Source organism: Knoellia sp. AC549 (assembly GCF_979258975.1).
Map to the genome: position 1 here is coordinate 1,981,197 of NZ_OZ409890.1, position 18,143 is coordinate 1,999,339.

Consider the following 18,143-nt stretch of genomic DNA (forward strand, 5'->3'; position numbering starts at 1 on the left):
TGCCTATCAGAAAGGATTGCGCAGGGTCAAGGCCGCGGCGAGTTCCTGCCATGGGCTTGTCTCATCGGACCGCGCCTTGTCATCCTCGGATCGTCACGGGTCGGCAGGGGGTCCGTGACCGCCCTGTTGTGCGGTTCCCGCCAGCAGAGGTCGGAGGGGGGAGTCTTTCGGGGACTGAGGAAGTTCTCCCCTCCCCGACCGTGGTGTCAGCTGCGGCTGTGCTGCCCGCGGCCGAGCATGTTGAGGATCGCCTCGCCCCGCGAGCGCGCCGCCGTCACCTCGAGGATCGCGACGACGTCACGGGCCACCGTGCGCTGCGAGATGCCGAGCTGGCGCGCGATGGCCGCGTCGGTCCTGCCGAGGCACACCCCCCGGGCCACCTCGAGCTGACGAGCGTCCAGCGGCGGCTCAGCCCCCGCTGGCAACGCCGGGCGTGACTCTGCCACGGTGGCGTGCCACAGCCTGAGTGCACTCTCGAGGAACTCACCGCCACTCGCGAGCCAGGCGGTGGTGGCGCCATCGACCGTGTCAGGCCCAGCGATGACGGCGATCCGGCCGTCGACGACGATCGTCCGGGAGAGGGCCGGGCCGAGGAGCACCTGCGGCATGAAGGACGTGAGCAGCGGATGGAACCGCGGCGTCCGTGGCGCCACGACCATCCTGAGCCGGACGCCGCGGGCGGCGGAGCGTGCGCCCAGCGAGTAGGCGACGTCCTCCGGGTCGAAGGTCAGCGTCGGGGTGATGTTCCACACCGACCGACGGGTGCGCGCCTCCAGGGTCGCGAGCCCCCGCATCACCTCGCCCTGTCCGACCCCGAAGGGGCTGAGCCCAGCGGGCACGGGTCTGCCCGGATGCGCTACCTCGTTCATCCTCCCCATGAGTGTCAGGGCTGAGCTGATGCGCCGTCGACAACCTCGTCCCCCTCCGTCGCGGTCTCAGGCCAAGGTAGCCGGACCTGTCCGGTCCCTGTCCGATGCCGTGTCCTGCGGCGGGTCAGCCCGACGGGTCAACCCGGCCGACCAGGGCCGGTCAGCGCCGGCCGGTCAGCGCCTCAGGAGCCAGCGAATTCCCGGTGGGCGGACGGCTGCGCACACCGGCCCACCGCGGGCGTCGACGAGGGTCAGCCGACCCTCCAGCACGGCGCCCTCGCGCGCCCCGGCCATCTCGGCGGGGTCGAGCACGCCGAGCATCAGCTTGGCGCGCCGGAAGCCGTCGAACCCGTGCGCCGAGTCGTGCCCCCCAGCAGAGATAGAGGAAGCGGTCACCGCGTCTGCCCTGCACCCAGGGCCCGCGATAGTCCACGCCGGCCTCGGTGATGACGACGTCGAGCTCCGCATGGAAGGTCATGCTCTCGCTGTCGACCGGTCGAGGCGACACGACATCCCGGCCACGCTGCATACCGACCAGGACCGCACGACCCTCGATGACGGGGGCCGGTGGGGAGACCCCGACGATGTGCACGTCCATGCCCCCATCGTCGCAAGGGCCGTGGCCCGGGAGCGGGACTTCGTCGCACTAGGTTGTGCGCCATGGACTTCACCGCACCGTCACCTCACACCGGCATGGGGGCCACGCCCGTCGCCGACGGTGTGACCTTCCGGGTCTGGGCGCCCAACGCGAAGCACGTCTGGGTCATCGGGGACTTCAACGGGTGGGACAGCGGCAACAACCCCCAGCTCGAGCGTGACGGCGACGGTGGTGCAGGCACCTGGTCGGTGCACGTCCCGGGCGTGAGTGCCGGCGACGAGTACCAGCTCCAGGTCGACACCGGCTCGGAGGTGGTCTGGCGGGCCGACCCCTACGCCCGTCAGATGACCAGCTCGGTCGGCAACTGCGTCGTCTACGACCCGAACTCGTTCGACTGGGGAGACCACGACTTCCGTATGCCGTCGTGGGACGACGTCGTCATCTACGAGATGCATGTCGGCACCTTCGGCCGTGACTCGGGGTCGCGGGGAAGCTCGCGTCGGCGATCGCCGGGCTCGGGCACCTCCGCGAGCTCGGGGTCTCGGTGATCCAGGTGATGCCACCGTTCGAGTACGCCGGGGACATCTCGTGGGGCTACAACCCCAGCCACCTCTTCGCGGTGGAGTCGACCTATGGCGGACCTGACGGGTTCAAACGCTTCATCAAGGCGGCTCATGAGCACGAGATCGCGGTGATCGTCGACGTCGTCCACAACCACATCGGTCCTTCGGACCTCGACCTCTGGCGCTTCGACGGCTGGTCCGAGGGCGAGGGGGGCGGCATCTACTTCTACAACGACGAGCGTGCCGCGACGCCCTGGGGTGCCACCCGGCCGGACTACGGACGGCCCGAGGTGCGCACCTACCTGCGCGACAGCGCGATGCTGTGGCTCGAGGAGTTCCGTTGCGACGGGCTGCGGTTCGATGCGACGAACTACATCCGCTCGGTCACCGGCGGCACGTGGGACGAGGGCTCCGCGATCCCGGACGGCGCCGACTACCTCTCCGGGCTCACCGCTGAGATCAGGGCCAGCCAGCCGTGGAAGCTCCTCATCGCCGAGGACCTGCAGAGCGACCCAATCGTGACGACGATGGCCGAGCAGGGTGGTCTGGGCTTCCACGCACAATGGGACGCCGGCTTCGTCCACCCCGTCCGCAAGGCCCTCACCCAGCTCAGTGACGAGCACCGCGACGTCGAGGCCGTGGCGAGTGCCGTCCTGGGACAGGACCGTGGCCCGGCCGGGACACGCGTCATATACACCGAGTCCCACGACGAGGTGGCCAACGGCAAGACCCGCCTGCCCGAGGCCGTGGCCCCGGGCGACGCCGACTCGTGGGCGGCCAAGAAGCGGGCGGCGCTCGGGTTCGTCACGGTCATGTGCACCCCGGGACTGCCGATGCTCTTCCAGGGGCAGGAGTTCCTCGAGGACCGCTGGTTCGACGACTCGGTGCAGCTCGACTGGGGCAAGTCCGAGTCGAACTCCGGCATCGTGGCGCTGCACCGTGACCTGATCCGCCTGCGCCGCAACGCAGACGGTGTCAGCCGTGGCCTGCGCGGCGCAGGGATCAACGCGCTCCGTGTCGACAACGAGACCAAGCTCATCGCGTTGCACCGGTGGGCCGAGGGCGGCGTGCACGACGACACGGTGGTCATCCTCAACTACTCGACGCAGGTGCGACGCGAGCTGCCCGTGGGGCTGCCCGCGCCGGGGTTGTGGAAGGTGCGGTTCAACTCTGACTCGCCCGTCTACGCGCCCGAGTTCGGCGGCGTCGACGCCTTCGACGTCGAGGCCTCCGGCCCGGCCATGGACGGGTGCGAGCAGAGTGCCGTCCTGACCCTCGGCCCCTACAGCGCCGTCGTCCTCACCCGGGAGAAGCTGACCCTGGTCCACGGCCACAGATGAGCGCGGCGTTCCTCGAGCTCGCGAGCGACGGACTCGAGACGTGGCCGGGCCCCATCGACGCCGCGGCCTGACGCCGGGCCAACCGGTCGACGTCAGTCGTCGCAGTAGGTGTCGGCGACGGCGAGCGCCGCGTCCAGCTTCTCGAGCCCTTCGCGCATCTCGGCGGCCGTCGTCGTGCACGGCGGCACGACATGGGTGCGGTTGAAGTGGGTGAAGGGCCACAGCCCGTTCTCCTTGCACGCTGCGGCAAAGGCACCCATCGGTGCCGCAGCCTCACCGGAGGCGTTGAACGGGACCAGCGGCTCACGTGACTTCCGGGACCGGACGAGCTCGACGGCATACATGAACCCGACTCCACGGACCTCGCCCACGCACGGGTGCCGGTCCGCGATGGCCTCCAGGCCGGGTCGCAGGACGGTCTCCTCGACGCCGCGCACGTGCTCGAGGATCCCCTCCTCCTTGAAGATGCCGATCGACGCGACTGCCGAGGCGCACGCCAGGGGGTGTCCGGAGTAGGTCAGCCCGCCGGGGTAGGCGCGGTCCGCGAACGTCGCTGCGATGGCCGCCGAGATGACCACGCCCCCGAGCGGCACGTAGCCGGAGTTCACGCCCTTCGCGAAGCAGATGAGGTCGGGGGTGACGCCCCAGCGGTCGACGGCGAACCACTCGCCGCAGCGTCCGAAACCGGCCATGACCTCGTCGGCGATGAAGACGATGCCGTGCTCGTCGCAGATCTCGCGGACGCCGGCGAGGTAGCGGTCCGGCGGCACGAGGACGCCGTTGGTGCCGACGACGGGCTCGAGCATGACCGCTGCGATCGTGGACGGTCCCTCGACCATGACCGTGTCGCGCAGGTGCTGCAGCGCGCGCTCGCACTCCTCCTCCTCGGTGGTCGCGTGGAAGGCCGAGCGATAGAGGTACGGACCCCAGAAGTGCACGATCCCTGTCACCGACGGCTCGGACCCCCAGCGGCGGGGCTCGCCCGTCGCGGCGATCGCCCCGGCCGTCGCACCGTGATAGCTGCGATAGGTCGTCAGGACCTTCTGCCGCCCGGTGTGCAGCCGCGCCATGCGCATCGCGTTCTCGGTAGCCTCGGCGCCACCGTTGGTGAAGAACACGAAGTCCAGGTCACCGGGTGCGAGCTCGGCGATGAGCCGCGCGGCCTCCGAGCGGACGTCGTTGGCGAAGGCCGGCGAGACGGTGAGCAGCCGGCCCGCCTGCTCCTGGATCGCGGCGACGAGCTTGGGATGCTGGTAGCCGATGTTGACGTTGACGAGCTGGCTCGAGAAGTCGAGGTACTTCGTGCCGTCGGCGGTCCAGAAGTGCGACCCGAGCGCCTCGGTGACCTCGAGGGGCGAGATCTGCGCCTGCGCGGACCACGAATGGAACACGTGGGCGCGGTCGGTGTCCGTGGTGGAGGTCGTCGAGTTCGTCGGGTTCGTCGTCGTCACCTTCGGCAGCATATGGGGGTGCGCAAGAGATGTGTTCGGTGTCATCTGGTCGAAGACTGTTCAACCAGTCGGTTTTGTCGCTAATGTGAGTGGTGCCGGGCGCGCGTCGTGAACCCCTGTACCGACGCGCGCCCTGGCATGTCTTGAGTCCCCCACCGCAGCGGTATGCCGTCCGGGCCCGTCTGCCTGGCTGCCCCGGATGATCTGCGGCCCTCGTGGTGTTGTCACCTCTGGTCAGGCACCCCTGGCCACCCCAGACACCGAGGAGTCCTGCATGGCCACCGTCGAGCTGACCGCCGACACCTTCGAGAAGACCGTCACGAGCAACGGCATCGTCCTCGTCGACTTCTGGGCCGAGTGGTGTGGTCCGTGCAAGCGGTTCGGGCCGGTCTTCGAGGCGGCCTCCGAGAAGCACCCCGACGTCGTCTTCGGCAAGATCGACACCGAGGCCGAGCAGCAGCTGGCCGCTGCCGCCCAGATCACGTCGATCCCGACGCTCATGGCCTTCCGTGACTCCATCCTCGTCTTCTCCCAGCCCGGCGCCCTGCCCGCCCCGGCGCTCGAGGGGATCATCGAGAAGATCAAGGAGCTGGACATGGAGGACGTCCGCGCCCGGGTGGCGCAGGAGCAGCGAGCAGAAGCAGCCGCTCCGGAGGCCTGATCCGGCGCCGGCTGCTTGGATGGCTGCGTGCCCTCCCCTCCGTACGTCGCCCTCGGTGACTCGTATGCCGCAGGTGTCGGAGGCGGTGCGAAGCGCAGCGAGTGCTGGCGTGCCGTCGAGGGCTATCCGGTTCTCGTGGCCCGGGCCCTCGGGCTCGACCTCGCCTACCAGGCGTGCATCGGCACGACGATCGGCAACGTCGCACGTGACCAGCTCACAGCGCTCGGCCCCGACACGACCCACGTCACCCTCACCGTCGGTGGCAACGACGTCGGCTTCGTGCCGGTCCTCGTCGAGTGCGCCAAGCCGGCCTGGATGTCCGACTCGGACCCGGTCCTCGACGAGGCGCGGACCCTCCTGCGGACCGAGCTCCCCGAGCGGCTGGCCGCCCTCCTGGCAAGCATCCGCGAACGGGCGCCGGACGCACGGGTCGCCGTCACGGCATACCCCGTCCTCTTCACCGGTGAGGACTGCAACGCGCTGACCTTCTTCAGTCCGCACGAGATGCGGCGGATCGAGGAGGGCGTGGACGAGCTCGCCGACGTGATCGGGGCGGCGGCGAGGGACGCTGGTCTGGAGCTCGTCGACCCTCGCGCCGACTTCGAGGGACATGCGATCTGCGACGCGCAGGAGTGGCTCAACGGCGCCTCGTGGCCACTGGAGGAGTCCTTCCACCCGAACGGCCCGGGCCACGCGGCCTACGCGCGGCTCGTCACGGCGGCGTTCGGCGGCGAGGTGGGGGAGCTGGGCCCCGGGCCGGACGTCCGCATCGTCGACGGCCCGGCTCGGCGCGGCGACGCACCGACCTTCCGGCTGCCCGACCTGCTCTCAGCGCAGAGCCTCGAGGGGGCCCGACGACACGGGCTCGACCCCTATGAGGTGGCCAGGCTCGCCCACGAGGAGCGGCACGAGGAGCTCCAGGAGCTCGACCGAGCGCTCCGCGCACGGATCCGGCAATGAGTCAGCGCTGAACCGACGAGCGGTTCAGCGCTGGGCAGGAGCAGGCCGGGTCGATCAGACGTGGCGGTTCTGTCGCTCCCACTGGGAGGCCACCATGAGCTCGTGGTTGGCGCGGGCGAAGTCCATGTCGACGGTGGTCGACCAGCCGGACGTGCCCTGGCGACGGATGCCGCGGAGGCGGTCGGCGATACGGGAGGCGGTGCTGTGGGTCTGGTTGCGGGGGATCATGAGGACAATGATCCAGCGTTCAACTCCTTAGCACAACGTGACTTCACTTAGGGGTCGTTAAGCAACGCTGTAGAGTCGGGGGATGCTCGACCCGCATCGTCTCCGTGTCTTCCGCGCCGTCGTCGGCAGTGGTTCCGTGCAGGCCGCCGCCGACAACCTGGGCCTCACCTCGAGTGCCGTGAGCCAGCACCTGAGCGCGCTCGCGCGCGAGACGGGACTCGTGCTCTTCCAGCGTCAGGGGCGTGGCATCACGCCGACCCGGGCCGGCCGCGAGCTCGCGGCGCGCAGCGAGGAGGCGATGAGCCAGTGGGGTCGGCTCGACTCCGTCGTCACCGACCTGCGCGAGGGTCGCAGTGGCCGGCTGACCGTCGGCTACTTCGCGTCGGCCGGGTCGGCGTGGATGCCCGACCTCGTCAAACGCCTCGGCCTCGAGCTCCCCGGCCTCACCGTCGACCTCGTCCTCACCGAGGTCACGAGCCGCAACCTCACCCCGGACATCGACATCGTCATCGACCCGCCGGACGGAGGTGGGCGACGGGGCCATCGCCACGTCCCCCTCGCGAGCGATCCCTTCGTCGCGGTCGTCCCGAGCGTCCATGCCCTGGCGACCGCACGCAGCGTCGGGTTGGCGGACCTGCGCGGTGAGACCTGGGTGTCCAACGACGTCATCGGCAGCCAGGGCCACCGCATCGTCGTCTCCGCCTGCGCCGCAGCGGGATTCACCCCACGTTTCACGGTGCAGGCCCAGGAGCACCACTCCGCGATCCAGTTCGTGGCCGCGGGCGTGGGGATCTCGGTGATGCCGCGGCTCGCGGCGCGCGCGCTCCCCTCGGAGGTGACCCGCCTGCGCATCACCGACCCCACGCCGGTGCGCGAGATCTCGGCACTCGTGCGTGAGACGGGCCGGCCGAACCCAGCCGCCGAGCGACTGCTCGAGATGCTGCTCGAGCTCAACCGGCACCCCGCACGGCGCGGTCACACCGCAGCTCGCTGAGCCGGTCGCGACCACTGGCAGACCTCGTGGGTCCCGGGAGGGCACAAGCACGTGTCATTGACGATGATGTGCGTCGCACACTATCGTGTCAGGCATGGACGACGACCTCATCGCAGGACACCTCCAGGAGCTGCGCAGGGGGACGGTGGTGCTGGCCTGCCTGACGACCCTGGCCCAGCCTCGCTACGGCTACGCCCTCCTCGAGACCTTGGCGGAGGCGGGCTTCGCGGTCGACGGCAACACCCTCTACCCGCTGCTGCGGCGGCTCGAGAAGCAGGGACTGCTCACCGCCAGGTGGAACACCGACGAGGCGCGACCACGCAAGTTCTACCGGGTCAGCCCTGATGGCGCCCGGGTGCTCGACCAGCTGATGACCGAATGGCGCACGCTCGACACCGCGATCGGCGCCCTCGACGGAGGAGACGCACGATGACCGGCAACAGGACCAGCACGACGCTCACCGACCGCTACGTCTGGACCGTGACCCGGCACCTGCCCGATGACGTCGGCCCGGACGTCGCGCAGGAGCTGCGTGGCACCATCGCCGACGCCGTCGACGGCAAGGTCGAGGGTGGTCTCGACCCCATGACCGCGGAGAAGCAGGTGATCTCTGAGCTTGGTGACCCCGACGTGCTCGCGCGCCAGTACGGCGGTCGTCCGGGCTATCTCATCGGGCCGGCGATCTATCCCGACTACGTCCGGCTCATGCGGATCCTCCCGGTCATCGTGCTGCCGATCGTCCTCGTCGCGAACTTCGTCGCTCGAGTGACGACGTCGGACGAGAACTGGGGCGCGATCCTCCTCGACGCCTTCCTCCTCCAGCTGTCGGTGGCCGTCCACCTCGCCTTCTGGGTGACCCTGACCTTTGCCGTCATCGAGTGGACCCGACCCGAGGGCGAGCGCGACCGGCCGCTCAACGCGTGGAAGCCCGACCAGCTCACGGCCGAGGTGCCCTGGCGGCACGTCGGTCTCGGCGAGACCGTGATGCAGTCCGGCTTCGCTCTGGTCATGGCGATCGTCGTCGCCTGGCAGTTCTCGGGGGTGAGCGGCGACGCGATCCAGGTGCTCAACCCCGACGTCGACGCCATCTGGAAGCTCGCCCTGATCGGGCTGTTCGTCTTCGACGCCGCCCTCGCCCTCGTCGTCTGGCGCGTCGGGCGTTGGACGCCCACCCTGGCCGCGGTCAACGTGGCGAGCAACGCAGCGGCGGCCACCCTGCTCGTCTGGCTGTTGTCGCGTGGCGAGCTGCTCACCGACCTGCCGACCGTCCTCGGTGAGCGTTTCGGCTGGTCGACCGACTGGTCCATCCCCACGGCCCTCGTGGCCGCAGGCATCGTCATCGTCACTCTCTGGGACGGCGTCGAGTCGGTGGTCAAGGCCCGGCGCACCATGACGGGCCGACGGGTCGGCTGATCGTCAGGGACGGGCGTGCGGGGGCGAGAGGACCGTCGTGTCGACCACCGCCGACGGGTTGAGCGGCCCGTGGACGTGCGGGAACTCCTCACCCGTCTCGGGGTTGCCCACCTCGCGCACCAACGGCGACTCGAGCAGCTCTGGGTCGATGGTGAGCAGCAGGAGGTCGTGCGGGACGTCGGCATAGAACGTCGTCAGGACGAAGTCGAGCTGTTCGGGGTCGCAACAGTGGATGAAGCCCTCGTCCTCGAGGCTGCGACCCAACGTCGACTCCGTGAAGGTGCCGTCCGCCACGGCCTGCGCCCACGTCTGTGGGCTGGTGAGGTGAAGGATGGCACCGCGGGGGGTCGTGGTCGGTGCGGTCACTTCTGGGTGACCTTGTCGATCGACATGACGAGGACGACCCGGTCGGCCTTGTCGGGAGGGACCGGCGTCTCGGGGTTGCCGTAGCGCGCGCCCAGCACCGGATAGAACGCGCCCTCGGGATCGGGGACGACCTCGACGAGACGCCCGCGCAGCTCGACGAAGCGGTAGGCGTCGTGTGGGTCGATGACCTCCATCGCCATCGCCGGGTTCTGCTGCAGGTTGCGGAACTTGGCCCGCTTCGTGGTGTGCGTGAACCGGATCGTGTTGCTCTCGGCGTCGAAGAGGAACCACATGGGGTTGACCTGCGGTGTGCCGTCGGGCCGCACCGTCGCCAGGTGCCCGTAGTTGGGGTCGGTGAGGAGGTGGACGAATTCGTCGGGAACAGTCGCCATGGATCCCAACCTACGCCGCGGCATACGCTCTCGCTCATGACGATCCGCGAGGCGACACCCGACGACGTCCCGGCCATCCTCCAGCTCGTCCGCGACCTCGCGGCCTACGAGAAGGAGCCGGACGCCGTCCAGGCGACCGAGGAGCACTTCCGCGCCGCGCTCTTCCCAGAGACCGGCGCCCCGACGACGTTCGCGCACGTGGCGGACGTCGACGGCGAGGTCGTCGGGATGGCGGTCTGGTTCGTCACCTTCTCGACCTGGACGGGGGTCAACGGCATCTGGCTCGAAGACCTCTTCGTCCAGCCGGAGCAGCGCGGCAGCGGCATCGGCCGCGAGCTCCTCGCGACGCTCGCGCGCACCTGCGTCGAGCGCGGCTACCAACGCCTCGAGTGGTGGGTCCTCAACTGGAACGAGCCGAGCATCGGGTTCTATCGCAGCCTCGGCGCCGTGCCGCAGGACGAGTGGACCGACTTCCGGTTGTCCGGTGACGCGCTCGCCGCCCTCGGCAGCGGCGCCCACGACACCGTCGGCTGACGACAGGACGACGACAGGACGCGGTATGCCGGCCGCTCGTCGTGAGCGGCCGGCATACCTTGTGCGTGGTGGTCCGGTCACGGCCAGATCGAGGTGACCCATTCCGGGTGGTCGATGAACGGGTTGCGGTTGCCCTGCCACTGGGCGTGGATGCGGTCGTTGCGCCGCTTCTCGAAGGTCGAGGGCGGGTCGGCCGCGCTCCAGGCCTTGAGCGTCGTGAGCTTGCCGACGTAGGGCGAGGAGCCATTGCCCGCGATGTTGTTGGGCTCGAGGTTGGCGAAGCCGTCGCCGCCCTCGTAGCGGATCGCCATGTAGAGGATCATCCGGGCGACGTCACCCTTGACGGAGTCGCGCGGCTCGAACGAGTCGCCGTCGCGCCAGCAGTCGGAGCACTGGTTAACGGCGGTGCCGCCGTTGTCGAAGTCGAGGTTGCCGCGGTCGGAGTTCACGGTGACGTCCTCGGGGCGGAGGTGGTGGACGTCGGTGCCTGGGCCGGGGGTCGTCCCGATGCTGCCGTGGCTCTGGGGCCACACGTGCTCGCGGTTCCACTGGTCCACGCCACCACCGTTGTCGGACTTCGCGATCGAGCGACCTGAGTAGATCTCGATGACGTTGGCGGTGTTGGCAGGGTCCTGGTCGGTGTCCTTGAGTGCGGTCCAGACCTGGTCGTAGGTCAGGACGCTCTGGTTCTTGATGATGCTGTGCAGCGACGTCCGCAGGGCCGAGCCCGACTTGCCCAGGGCATCGGCGTAGTAGGTGTCCGTGCCGCCGCCGGTGGGAGTAGGGGTCGGGGTCGGCGTGCCCGTGGGCGTCGGGGTCGTCCCGACAGAGGCGATCGCGGTCGGGGACTTGAGCCCGGCGTGCGAGAAGTAGGCCGTGAGCGGTCCGGTGACGTCGACGAGCCTGCCCATCAGGGACGGGTTCGTCCTCAGACCCCAGGCGCTGCGCCACTGCGTCGTCAGCTGGACATAGACCATCTTGCTCGTGTCGGTCTGCGCCGCAGTGTCGGCGAGGGCGATGGCCAGGTCGCCGCTGAAGCCGCTGCGGTTGACCGTCGTCGTCGCCACCGGTTCGCCCACGACGTAGCCGCGGACGGTCTGGGACGTCCCGTTCTGGGTGGCGATCGCCTGCGTCACGGTCAGTGGCGTGGCGGCAGTGGCCGTGCGGGCGGTCACCGCGGTGAGCGTCAGGGCGCTGACGAGAGCGAGCACCACCAGCGCGACAAGGGCGGTGACACGCGACGGGCGAGGAGACGCAGGGGGCGCGAGCGGCGCGGTGGTGGGCATGCCGCTCAGCCTGCACGCGGCATACGCGGCATGGGGCAAAGCCCGGGTGAGGGTTCTGCAAGGGTTCGGCAAAGGAGCCCGGTTCGGGGTGGCGACCCTGAGCCGTCTCAGGGTGAGCCAAGGGGTCGGTCGGGTCCTCACCCCGATGTGGAGAGAACTGCCTGGGCGCGAGGGTTGCCTTCATGATCACCGTCGAGTCACTCACCAGGAAGTACGGCGACCACGTCGCCGTCGACAACGTCTCCTTCACCGCCCGCCCGGGTCGGGTCACCGGCTTCCTCGGCCCCAACGGCGCCGGGAAGTCCACCACGATGCGCGTGATGGTCGGGCTCACCCCGCCCACGAGCGGGTCGGCCACCATCGAGGGCAAGCGCTTCGTCGACCTGCCCAACCCCGGCCTCGAGGTCGGCGTCCTGCTGGACGCCTCGGCCCAGCACGCCGGTCGGACGGGACGCGAGATCCTCACAGTCGCCGCCATGACGATGGGCCTGCCCGCGTCGCGCGTCGACCAGATGCTCCAGCGCGTGAGCCTCACCCCGACCGAGGCCGGCCGGCGCGTGCGCAACTACTCGCTCGGCATGCGCCAGCGACTGGGCATCGCCACCGCCCTCATCGGTGACCCCCACGTGCTCATCCTCGACGAGCCGGCCAACGGCCTCGACCCGGCGGGCATCCGGTGGATGCGCGACCTCCTGCGTGGCTACGCGAACGCCGGGGGCACCGTGCTGCTCTCCTCGCACCTGCTGCACGAGATCGAGGTCATCGCCGACGACATCGTCGTCATCGGCAACGGCCGCATCGTCGCCCAGGGCACCCAGGACGAGCTCCTCGCCGCGGCCGGAACGGTGGTGCGCACGCCCGATCGCACCGCGCTGACCGAGGCCCTCACCCGCGGCGGGGTGGAGTTCACCACCTCCGACGACGGAGCCCTCCGCACCACGGCCGACCCGACGCTGGTCGGCCAGATCGCCCGCGACGCCGGGTGCGCCCTCACCGAGCTCAAGTCCGCCGACGGCGCGGGACTCGAGGAGATGTTCCTCGAGCTCACCGCCGACACGCAGCGAGAAGGAGTAGCAGCATGACTGCCACGACCGCCACCACCAACACAATCCCCGCGTCGGCAGACGGAGTCAGTCCCGCTGCAGCGCAACGCCGCTCGGTGCCCGCCGCGATCCCCACCGGCCGACTGCTCAAGGTCGAGCTGCGCAAGATGTTCAACACCCGCTCGGGGATGTGGCTGATGTGCAGCATCGGCATCCTCGCGGTCCTGGCGACGGGGTCCGTCATGCTCTTCGGCGGGGACGCCGACCTGACCTATGACAACTTCGGCGCCGCTGTCGGCTTCCCGATGGTGATCATCCTCCCGATCATCGCGACCCTCTCGGTGACGAGTGAGTGGAGCCAGCGAAGCGGCCTCACGACCTTCACGCTGGTGCCGCACCGCGGCCGGGTCATCACGGCGAAGCTGGTGGTGGCGGTCGCGGTCGGAGTGGCCGCCATGGGCGTGGCGCTGACCGTGGGTGCCCTGGGCAACCTCCTCGGAGCAGCCATCGCGGGCATCGACCCGGTCTGGGACCTCTCGCTCTCGCAGATGCTCACGATCACCCTCGCCACCGTGCTCAGCATGCTCATCGGCTTCATGCTCGGCGTCCTCATCCGCAACTCACCGGGCGCCATCGTGGGCTACTTCGTCTACAACTTCGTCCTCACCCCGCTGACCATGCTGCTGGCCTCGAGCCAGGCGTGGTTCCGGGACCTGCAGCCGTGGGTGGACTTCAACTTCGCCCAGGGCGCCCTCTTCGAGGGCGACCTGACCGGCACGCAGTGGGCACAGCTGGCGGTCACCGGACTGTTCTGGCTGGTCATCCCGCTCGCCATCGGCCTGTTCCTGGTCCGTCGCTCCGAGGTGAAGTAGCACCGCAACGTCCATGCCGCTCGGTCGGGTTGTCACAGAACCCGGCCGGGCGGCGTCTTCATGTCGAGGGCCGGAGAGCGGACCCTCAACCGCATCGAAGATACGAAGGAGATGGACATGAGCACGACCGCCAGGAGCGCGAGGATCCCCACCGCGGAGGTCGACGGCCTCTTCGGCGCGGTCGTCAAGGTGATGTCCCGCCGCATGTTCGGCAAGGTGCCCGAGTCCATGGGCGTCATGTGGCACCACCAGGACGTGCTCAAGGCGTCGATGGGCTACGGGCGGAAGGTCGAGAAGTGGGACGAGCTCGACAAGGACGTCGTGGCGTATGCCGCGATGGCCACGGCGGCATACATCGGGTGCAGCTGGTGCCTCGACTTCCACTACTTCCTGTCGCACCACAAGGGGCTCGACGAGACCAAGGCGCGAGAGGTCCCACGCTGGCGCGAGTCCACGGTGTTCAGTCCGGTCGAGCGGCGAGCCATGGAGTACGCCGAGGCGATGTCCCGGACGCCCGTGGCGGTCACCGACGAGCTGGCCGCGGCCCTCCTCGAGGACCTCGGCCCGGCCGGCCTCGTCGAGCTCACCGCCCGGGTGGGGTTCATGAACGCCACCGCACGGGGCAACGTCGCCATGGGCATCCACTCCGAGGAGTTCGCCGACGCATGCGGACTCGCGCCGCTCTCCGTGCCCTCGGCCGGCGCGGCGAACGTAACCTCGGTGGCATGAACGCAGACGTCACGATCGCCGACGCCGGTGACGCGTTCAGCACGCACCGCAGCCTGCTCTTCACGGTGGCCTACGAGATGCTCGGCTCGGCCGCCGATGCCGAGGACGTCGTCCAGGACGCCTGGCTCAAGTGGGACAAGGTCGACCAGGGAGAGGTCCAGGACCCGCGGTCCTACCTCGTGCGGGTCGTGAGCCGGACCGCGCTCGACCGGCTCCGGACGGTGTCCCGGCGACGGGAGGACTACGTCGGACCATGGCTGCCCGAACCGCTCGTCACGACCCATGACGTGGCCGAGGACGTGGAGCTCGCCGACAGCCTGTCGATGGCCATGCTGCTCGTCCTCGAGACGCTCGCCCCGACCGAGCGGGTCGTCTTCGTGCTGCGCGAGGTCTTCGCGCTGGACTACGACGAGCTGGCCGAGGCGGTCGAGAAGACGCCTGAGGCGGTGCGCCAGATCGCCCACCGGGCACGCTCCCACGTCGCCGCCCGGCGGCCTCGTGGTCGGGTCACCGCGGACCAGGCGCGGGGAGCGTTCGAGGCGTTCCAGCGTGCCGTCACCACGGGCGACCTGCAGGCCCTCGTCGACGTCCTCGCCCCCGACGTGGTCATGCTCGGCGACGGTGGCGGCATCAAGCAGGCGCTGGCCCACCCGGTCGTCGGCGTCGACAAGGTGTCGCGCCTGCTCCTGGGTGGCTTCGGCAAGTTCGGGGCCGTCACGTTCGAGCCGGTCGACATCAACGGCCGCCCGGCCATCGTCGTCCACCTCGAGGGAGAAGCTCGACAGCATCCTCACGGTTGAGGTCGCGGACGGGCTCATCACCGGCGTCTATGCCGTCCGCAACCCCGAAAAGCTGTCGCGCATCGGCGCCGAGACCGACGTGAGCCGCTGAGGCGGGTGGTCAGCGCTTGAAGATCTCAGCGGCCGGAGGTGCCGCGAAGGGTGCGACGGAGTCCCACTCGGTGAAGACGAGCTCGCCGGGCAGGTCCTTGGGGCCGGTCATCTTGAGGAGCCGGTTCTTGCCGTCGGCCGAGGTGACCAGTGAGCCGTTGTCGGCGACCTTGTCGGTCACGACATAGACCTTCGTGCCGCCCTGCGTGCTCTCCTTGACCGAGGTCATGACCGCCTCGAGCTTGCCGAGGGACGAGTCCTCGAACATGTCCTCGAGCAGTGAGCCCAACGTCGTGTCGGCCATGTCCTTGGCCTCCTCGGGCGGCAGCTCGAGCCACTTGGCTCCGATGGCTGCGGCTGCGGCGGCGTCCCCGGTGCTCTTGGTCCAGAACTGCTTGTCGCCCTTGATCCAGTGCTTGCCGCCCACCGTGCGGACGGTCGCGGTGCCGTCCGAGCCGACCGTGAAGCTGGCCTGCTGGTTCGTGCCGTCTGTCGCGCCACTGAGGTCGATCGAGGTCTTCTCACCGTCCTCGGTGAAGCTCCCCTTGACGTGGGCGCTCTTGGCCGACAGCGCCGCGTCGCGCACCTGCTTGTAGAGGGCGCCGGCAGCCGGAGCCTTGGCCAGGGTCGGCTTGGCGGAAGCGGAGACAGAGGTGGACGGCTTGCTCTCGGTGGCCGTGTCCGTACCCGAGTCCCCTCCGCAGGCCGTGAGCGAGACGCAGAGTGTGGATGCCGCCACCACGGGTAGGCAGCGGCGCAGGACGATGTTCACGATGCAGTCTCCCCAGTTCAGGCCGCGCTGAATCCAGCGAGCGATGAGCGAGACTAACGCACGGCGACCAGGGCTCGCTCAGCTACGAGGAACATTGCGCTCGATCTCGGCGAGCCAGGCCGCGGACGAGACGTCGGACGGCATACGCCAGTCGCCACGAGGCGACATCGTGCCGCCGCCGACGACCTTGGGCCCGTTGGGGAGCGCGCTGCGCTTGAACTGGTTGGCGAAGTAGCGCTTGACGAAGACCTCCAGCCAGTGCCGGATCGTCGCGAGGTCGTATGCCGGCCGCTCACCTTCGGGATATCCCGCCGGCCAGTCCCCGTTGGCCGCGTCGGACCAGGCGCGCTCGGCGAGGAAGGCGATCTTGCTGGGCCGGTAGCCCCAGCGCAGGACGTGGTAGAGCGTGAAGTCCTGCAGGGCGTAGGGCCCGACGGAGTCCTCGGTGGACTGGATCCGCTCGCCCTCCTTGGTGGGGACCAGCTCGGGGCTGATCTCCTGCTCGAGGATCTCGGAGAGGGTCCGGTTCACGGTCTCGCCGCCGCTGCCCTCGCCCTCGAACTGCCCGGACGAGACCACCCATCGGATGAGGTGCTGCATGAGCGTCTTGGGGACGCCGGTGTTGACGCCGTAGTGGCTCATCTGGTCACCGACGCCGTAGGTGCACCAGCCGAGCGCGAGCTCCGAGAGGTCGCCGGTGCCGAGGACGATGCCGCCGCGCTGGTTCGCGGCGCGGAAGAGGTAGTCGGTGCGCAGGCCGGCCTGGACGTTCTCGAAGGTGACGTCATAGACCTCCTCACCCCTGCCGAAGGGGTGGCCGAGGTCGGTGAGCATCTGCTTCGCGGCGGGGCGGATGTCGAGCGTCTCGTAGGTGATGCCGAGCGACTCCATGAGGTGGACGGCGTTGCTCCTGGTGCCTTCGCTCGTCGCGAACCCCGGCATCGTGAAGCCGATGATGTCGGTGCGGGGCCGGCCGAGCCGGTCGAGCGCCTTGGCGGCGACGATGAGCGCGTGGGTGCTGTCGAGGCCGCCACTGACGCCGATGACGATCTTCGGCTGGCCGATGGCACGCAGGCGCTGCTCGAGCCCGGACACCTGAATGTTGTAGGCCTCGTAGCAGTCCAGGGCCAGGCGCTCGGGGTCGTCGGGGACGAACGGGAAGCGGTCGAGCTTGCGACGCAGCCCGATGTCACCGGTGGGCGGCTCGAGCTCGAACGCGATGACGCGGAACGACTCGCCACCCGGCTCGCCGATGCCCTCGACCCTGCGGTTGTCGTCGAAGCTGCCCTGCCGGATGCGCTCCTGCCGCAGCAGGTCGAGGTCGACGTCGACGACGGTCGCCTGCGGTCCGCTCGGGAAGCGCTCGGTCTCGCCGAGGAGGTCGCCCTGCTCGTAGACCATCGTCATGCCGTCCCACGACAGGTCGGTGGTCGACTCACCCTCGGACGCGGCGGCATACAGGTATGCCGCGTTGCAGCGTGCGCTCGCGGAGCGCGCGAGCAGGTGTCGCTCGTCGGCGCGACCGACGGTGATGGGGGAGGCACTGAGGTTGAGGAGCACGGTCGCCCCGGCGAGCGCGGCGCGGTGGCTCGGCGGCACCGGCACCCACAGGTCCTCGCAGATCTCCACGTGGACGGTCAGGCCGGGGACGTCGGTCGCCTCGAAGAGCAGGTCGGTGCCGTAGGCGATGTCGCCGTCCTCGTCGGCACCCGGCCAGTGCGGACGGTTGATGAGGGTGTCGATGGCGTCGTCACCGGCGGCGAACCAGCGCTTCTCGTAGAACTCGCGGTAGTTGGGGAGGAAGGACTTCGGTGCGACCCCGATGACCTCGCCGCCCTGGATGACGACCGCGCAGTTGTAGAGCCGGTTGCCGATGAGCAGCGGCGCGCCCACCACGATCAAGGGTCGCAGGTCTGCGCTGGCCTCGGCGATGGTGACGATCGCGCGGTCGACCTCCTCGAGCAGGACGTCCTGCATGAAGAGGTCGTCGATGGCATAGCCGGACAGGCCCAGCTCGGGGAAGAGCGCGACGGCCACGCCGTCCTCGTGGAGGGTGCGGACCTGCTCGATGGTGGCCTCCGCGTTCTTGGCGGGGTCGGCCATCGTCACGGGCAGCGTGCAGGCGGCCACGCGGGCGAATCCGTGCGCGTAGGCGTTGCGGAAGTCCATGGGCCAAGTCTGT

General features: G+C 69.6%; 20 protein-coding genes and 1 pseudogene. 12 read left to right on the forward strand and 9 right to left on the reverse strand.

Features of this window, described 5'->3' with window-relative positions:
• Positions 1-206: 206 nt before the first annotated feature.
• The gene (locus tag ACZZ98_RS09535) at positions 207-869 is read right to left on the reverse strand and encodes a helix-turn-helix transcriptional regulator (RefSeq protein WP_463516012.1); all 663 of its coding nucleotides are present in this window, start codon (positions 867-869) and stop codon (positions 207-209) included.
• A 174-nt stretch (positions 870-1,043) separates the two neighbouring features.
• Positions 1,044-1,467: pseudogene (locus ACZZ98_RS09540) on the reverse strand (DUF5990 family protein).
• 62 nt (positions 1,468-1,529) lie between these two features.
• Between ACZZ98_RS09540 and ACZZ98_RS09545 the strand changes: the two are divergent.
• Both ACZZ98_RS09545 and ACZZ98_RS09550 read left to right on the forward strand, forming a co-directional pair.
• Positions 1,530-2,015: a GlgB N-terminal domain-containing protein gene (locus tag ACZZ98_RS09545; RefSeq protein WP_463516013.1), complete on the forward strand. Its 486-nt coding sequence runs from the start codon at positions 1,530-1,532 to the stop codon at positions 2,013-2,015.
• Positions 2,012-3,370 (forward strand): alpha-amylase family glycosyl hydrolase, encoded by a 1,359-nt coding sequence (locus tag ACZZ98_RS09550; RefSeq protein WP_463516014.1) that lies wholly within the window; start codon positions 2,012-2,014, stop codon positions 3,368-3,370. Before ACZZ98_RS09545 ends, ACZZ98_RS09550 begins: the two co-directional genes overlap by 4 nt.
• A gap of 92 nt (positions 3,371-3,462) precedes the next feature.
• On the opposite strand, the gene ACZZ98_RS09555 is transcribed toward ACZZ98_RS09550, so the two are convergent.
• Positions 3,463-4,833 carry an aminotransferase class III-fold pyridoxal phosphate-dependent enzyme gene (locus ACZZ98_RS09555; RefSeq protein ID WP_463516015.1) on the reverse strand — a complete coding sequence of 457 codons (1,371 nt, stop codon included), beginning with the start codon at positions 4,831-4,833 and terminating at the stop codon, positions 3,463-3,465.
• A 262-nt stretch (positions 4,834-5,095) separates the two neighbouring features.
• Between ACZZ98_RS09555 and trxA the strand changes: the two genes are divergently transcribed.
• Together trxA and ACZZ98_RS09565 are read left to right on the forward strand one after the other, a co-directional pair.
• Positions 5,096-5,482 carry a thioredoxin gene (trxA, locus tag ACZZ98_RS09560; protein ID WP_463516016.1) on the forward strand — a complete coding sequence of 129 codons (387 nt, stop codon included), beginning with the start codon at positions 5,096-5,098 and terminating at the stop codon, positions 5,480-5,482.
• Between the two features lie 27 nt (positions 5,483-5,509).
• Positions 5,510-6,442: an SGNH/GDSL hydrolase family protein gene (locus tag ACZZ98_RS09565; protein ID WP_463516017.1), complete on the forward strand. Its 933-nt coding sequence runs from the start codon at positions 5,510-5,512 to the stop codon at positions 6,440-6,442.
• A gap of 54 nt (positions 6,443-6,496) precedes the next feature.
• Here ACZZ98_RS09565 and ACZZ98_RS09570 read toward each other — a convergent pair whose 3' ends face one another.
• Positions 6,497-6,670: a hypothetical protein gene (locus ACZZ98_RS09570; protein WP_463516018.1), complete on the reverse strand. Its 174-nt coding sequence runs from the start codon at positions 6,668-6,670 to the stop codon at positions 6,497-6,499.
• A gap of 82 nt (positions 6,671-6,752) precedes the next feature.
• On the opposite strand from ACZZ98_RS09570, the gene ACZZ98_RS09575 reads away from it, so the two are divergent.
• The 3 genes from ACZZ98_RS09575 (at position 6,753) to ACZZ98_RS09585 (ending at position 9,077) form a co-directional block, all read left to right on the forward strand.
• Positions 6,753-7,664 carry a LysR family transcriptional regulator gene (locus ACZZ98_RS09575; RefSeq protein WP_463516019.1) on the forward strand — a complete coding sequence of 304 codons (912 nt, stop codon included), beginning with the start codon at positions 6,753-6,755 and terminating at the stop codon, positions 7,662-7,664.
• A gap of 94 nt (positions 7,665-7,758) precedes the next feature.
• Positions 7,759-8,097, forward strand: coding sequence for a PadR family transcriptional regulator (locus ACZZ98_RS09580; RefSeq protein ID WP_463516020.1), 339 nt, complete (start codon positions 7,759-7,761; stop codon positions 8,095-8,097).
• Positions 8,094-9,077 (forward strand): permease prefix domain 1-containing protein, encoded by a 984-nt coding sequence (locus ACZZ98_RS09585; protein WP_463516021.1) that lies wholly within the window; start codon positions 8,094-8,096, stop codon positions 9,075-9,077. Before ACZZ98_RS09580 ends, ACZZ98_RS09585 begins: the two co-directional genes overlap by 4 nt.
• Before the next feature lie 3 nt (positions 9,078-9,080).
• Here the strand turns inward: ACZZ98_RS09585 and ACZZ98_RS09590 are convergent, their stop codons facing one another.
• A complete protein-coding gene (locus tag ACZZ98_RS09590) occupies positions 9,081-9,443 on the reverse strand; it encodes a DUF952 domain-containing protein (protein ID WP_463516022.1) in 363 nt (120 codons plus the stop codon).
• The gene (locus ACZZ98_RS09595; protein WP_463516023.1) at positions 9,440-9,835 is read right to left on the reverse strand and encodes a PPOX class F420-dependent oxidoreductase; all 396 of its coding nucleotides are present in this window, start codon (positions 9,833-9,835) and stop codon (positions 9,440-9,442) included. The genes ACZZ98_RS09590 and ACZZ98_RS09595 overlap by 4 nt, the downstream gene beginning before the upstream one ends.
• Positions 9,836-9,871: 36 nt before the next feature.
• Here ACZZ98_RS09595 and ACZZ98_RS09600 point away from each other — a divergent pair, with 36 nt between their 5' ends.
• A complete protein-coding gene (locus tag ACZZ98_RS09600) occupies positions 9,872-10,369 on the forward strand; it encodes a GNAT family N-acetyltransferase (protein ID WP_463516024.1) in 498 nt (165 codons plus the stop codon).
• A gap of 77 nt (positions 10,370-10,446) precedes the next feature.
• On the opposite strand, the gene ACZZ98_RS09605 is transcribed toward ACZZ98_RS09600, so the two are convergent.
• Positions 10,447-11,655 carry an endonuclease gene (locus ACZZ98_RS09605; protein WP_463516025.1) on the reverse strand — a complete coding sequence of 403 codons (1,209 nt, stop codon included), beginning with the start codon at positions 11,653-11,655 and terminating at the stop codon, positions 10,447-10,449.
• Positions 11,656-11,837: 182 nt separating this feature from the next.
• Between ACZZ98_RS09605 and ACZZ98_RS09610 the strand changes: the two genes are divergently transcribed.
• The 4 genes from ACZZ98_RS09610 to ACZZ98_RS09625 all read left to right on the forward strand — a co-directional run bounded on the left by ACZZ98_RS09610 (position 11,838) and on the right by ACZZ98_RS09625 (position 15,099).
• A complete protein-coding gene (locus ACZZ98_RS09610) occupies positions 11,838-12,737 on the forward strand; it encodes an ABC transporter ATP-binding protein (protein WP_463516026.1) in 900 nt (299 codons plus the stop codon).
• Positions 12,734-13,570, forward strand: coding sequence for an ABC transporter permease (locus ACZZ98_RS09615; RefSeq protein WP_463516027.1), 837 nt, complete (start codon positions 12,734-12,736; stop codon positions 13,568-13,570). Before ACZZ98_RS09610 ends, ACZZ98_RS09615 begins: the two co-directional genes overlap by 4 nt.
• 117 nt (positions 13,571-13,687) lie before the next feature.
• Positions 13,688-14,299 carry a carboxymuconolactone decarboxylase family protein gene (locus tag ACZZ98_RS09620; protein ID WP_463516028.1) on the forward strand — a complete coding sequence of 204 codons (612 nt, stop codon included), beginning with the start codon at positions 13,688-13,690 and terminating at the stop codon, positions 14,297-14,299.
• Positions 14,296-15,099, forward strand: coding sequence for an RNA polymerase sigma-70 factor (locus tag ACZZ98_RS09625; protein WP_463516029.1), 804 nt, complete (start codon positions 14,296-14,298; stop codon positions 15,097-15,099). The genes ACZZ98_RS09620 and ACZZ98_RS09625 overlap by 4 nt, the downstream gene beginning before the upstream one ends.
• 100 nt (positions 15,100-15,199) lie before the next feature.
• On the opposite strand, the gene ACZZ98_RS09630 is transcribed toward ACZZ98_RS09625, so the two are convergent.
• A complete protein-coding gene (locus tag ACZZ98_RS09630) occupies positions 15,200-15,961 on the reverse strand; it encodes a hypothetical protein (RefSeq protein ID WP_463516030.1) in 762 nt (253 codons plus the stop codon).
• 78 nt (positions 15,962-16,039) lie between these two features.
• Positions 16,040-18,130 (reverse strand): NAD(+) synthase, encoded by a 2,091-nt coding sequence (locus tag ACZZ98_RS09635; protein ID WP_463516031.1) that lies wholly within the window; start codon positions 18,128-18,130, stop codon positions 16,040-16,042.
• Positions 18,131-18,143: the final 13 nt, after the last annotated feature.

What these genes read in the sequence shown, in the direction of transcription:
- ACZZ98_RS09570 (WP_463516018.1), bottom strand. Translation starts at nt 6,670, where the DNA reads ATGATCCCCCGCAACCAGACCCACAGCACCGCCTCCCGTATCGCCGAC.
- ACZZ98_RS09585 (WP_463516021.1), top strand. Translation starts at nt 8,094, where the DNA reads ATGACCGGCAACAGGACCAGCACGACGCTCACCGACCGCTACGTCTGG.
- ACZZ98_RS09620 (WP_463516028.1), top strand. Translation starts at nt 13,688, where the DNA reads ATGAGCACGACCGCCAGGAGCGCGAGGATCCCCACCGCGGAGGTCGAC.
- ACZZ98_RS09575 (WP_463516019.1), top strand. Translation starts at nt 6,753, where the DNA reads ATGCTCGACCCGCATCGTCTCCGTGTCTTCCGCGCCGTCGTCGGCAGT.
- ACZZ98_RS09535 (WP_463516012.1), bottom strand. Translation starts at nt 869, where the DNA reads ATGAACGAGGTAGCGCATCCGGGCAGACCCGTGCCCGCTGGGCTCAGC.
- ACZZ98_RS09625 (WP_463516029.1), top strand. Translation starts at nt 14,296, where the DNA reads ATGAACGCAGACGTCACGATCGCCGACGCCGGTGACGCGTTCAGCACG.
- ACZZ98_RS09580 (WP_463516020.1), top strand. Translation starts at nt 7,759, where the DNA reads ATGGACGACGACCTCATCGCAGGACACCTCCAGGAGCTGCGCAGGGGG.
- ACZZ98_RS09600 (WP_463516024.1), top strand. Translation starts at nt 9,872, where the DNA reads ATGACGATCCGCGAGGCGACACCCGACGACGTCCCGGCCATCCTCCAG.
- ACZZ98_RS09545 (WP_463516013.1), top strand. Translation starts at nt 1,530, where the DNA reads ATGGACTTCACCGCACCGTCACCTCACACCGGCATGGGGGCCACGCCC.
- ACZZ98_RS09555 (WP_463516015.1), bottom strand. Translation starts at nt 4,833, where the DNA reads ATGCTGCCGAAGGTGACGACGACGAACCCGACGAACTCGACGACCTCC.
- ACZZ98_RS09635 (WP_463516031.1), bottom strand. Translation starts at nt 18,130, where the DNA reads ATGGACTTCCGCAACGCCTACGCGCACGGATTCGCCCGCGTGGCCGCC.
- ACZZ98_RS09610 (WP_463516026.1), top strand. Translation starts at nt 11,838, where the DNA reads ATGATCACCGTCGAGTCACTCACCAGGAAGTACGGCGACCACGTCGCC.
- ACZZ98_RS09615 (WP_463516027.1), top strand. Translation starts at nt 12,734, where the DNA reads ATGACTGCCACGACCGCCACCACCAACACAATCCCCGCGTCGGCAGAC.
- trxA (WP_463516016.1), top strand. Translation starts at nt 5,096, where the DNA reads ATGGCCACCGTCGAGCTGACCGCCGACACCTTCGAGAAGACCGTCACG.
- ACZZ98_RS09595 (WP_463516023.1), bottom strand. Translation starts at nt 9,835, where the DNA reads ATGGCGACTGTTCCCGACGAATTCGTCCACCTCCTCACCGACCCCAAC.
- ACZZ98_RS09605 (WP_463516025.1), bottom strand. Translation starts at nt 11,655, where the DNA reads ATGCCCACCACCGCGCCGCTCGCGCCCCCTGCGTCTCCTCGCCCGTCG.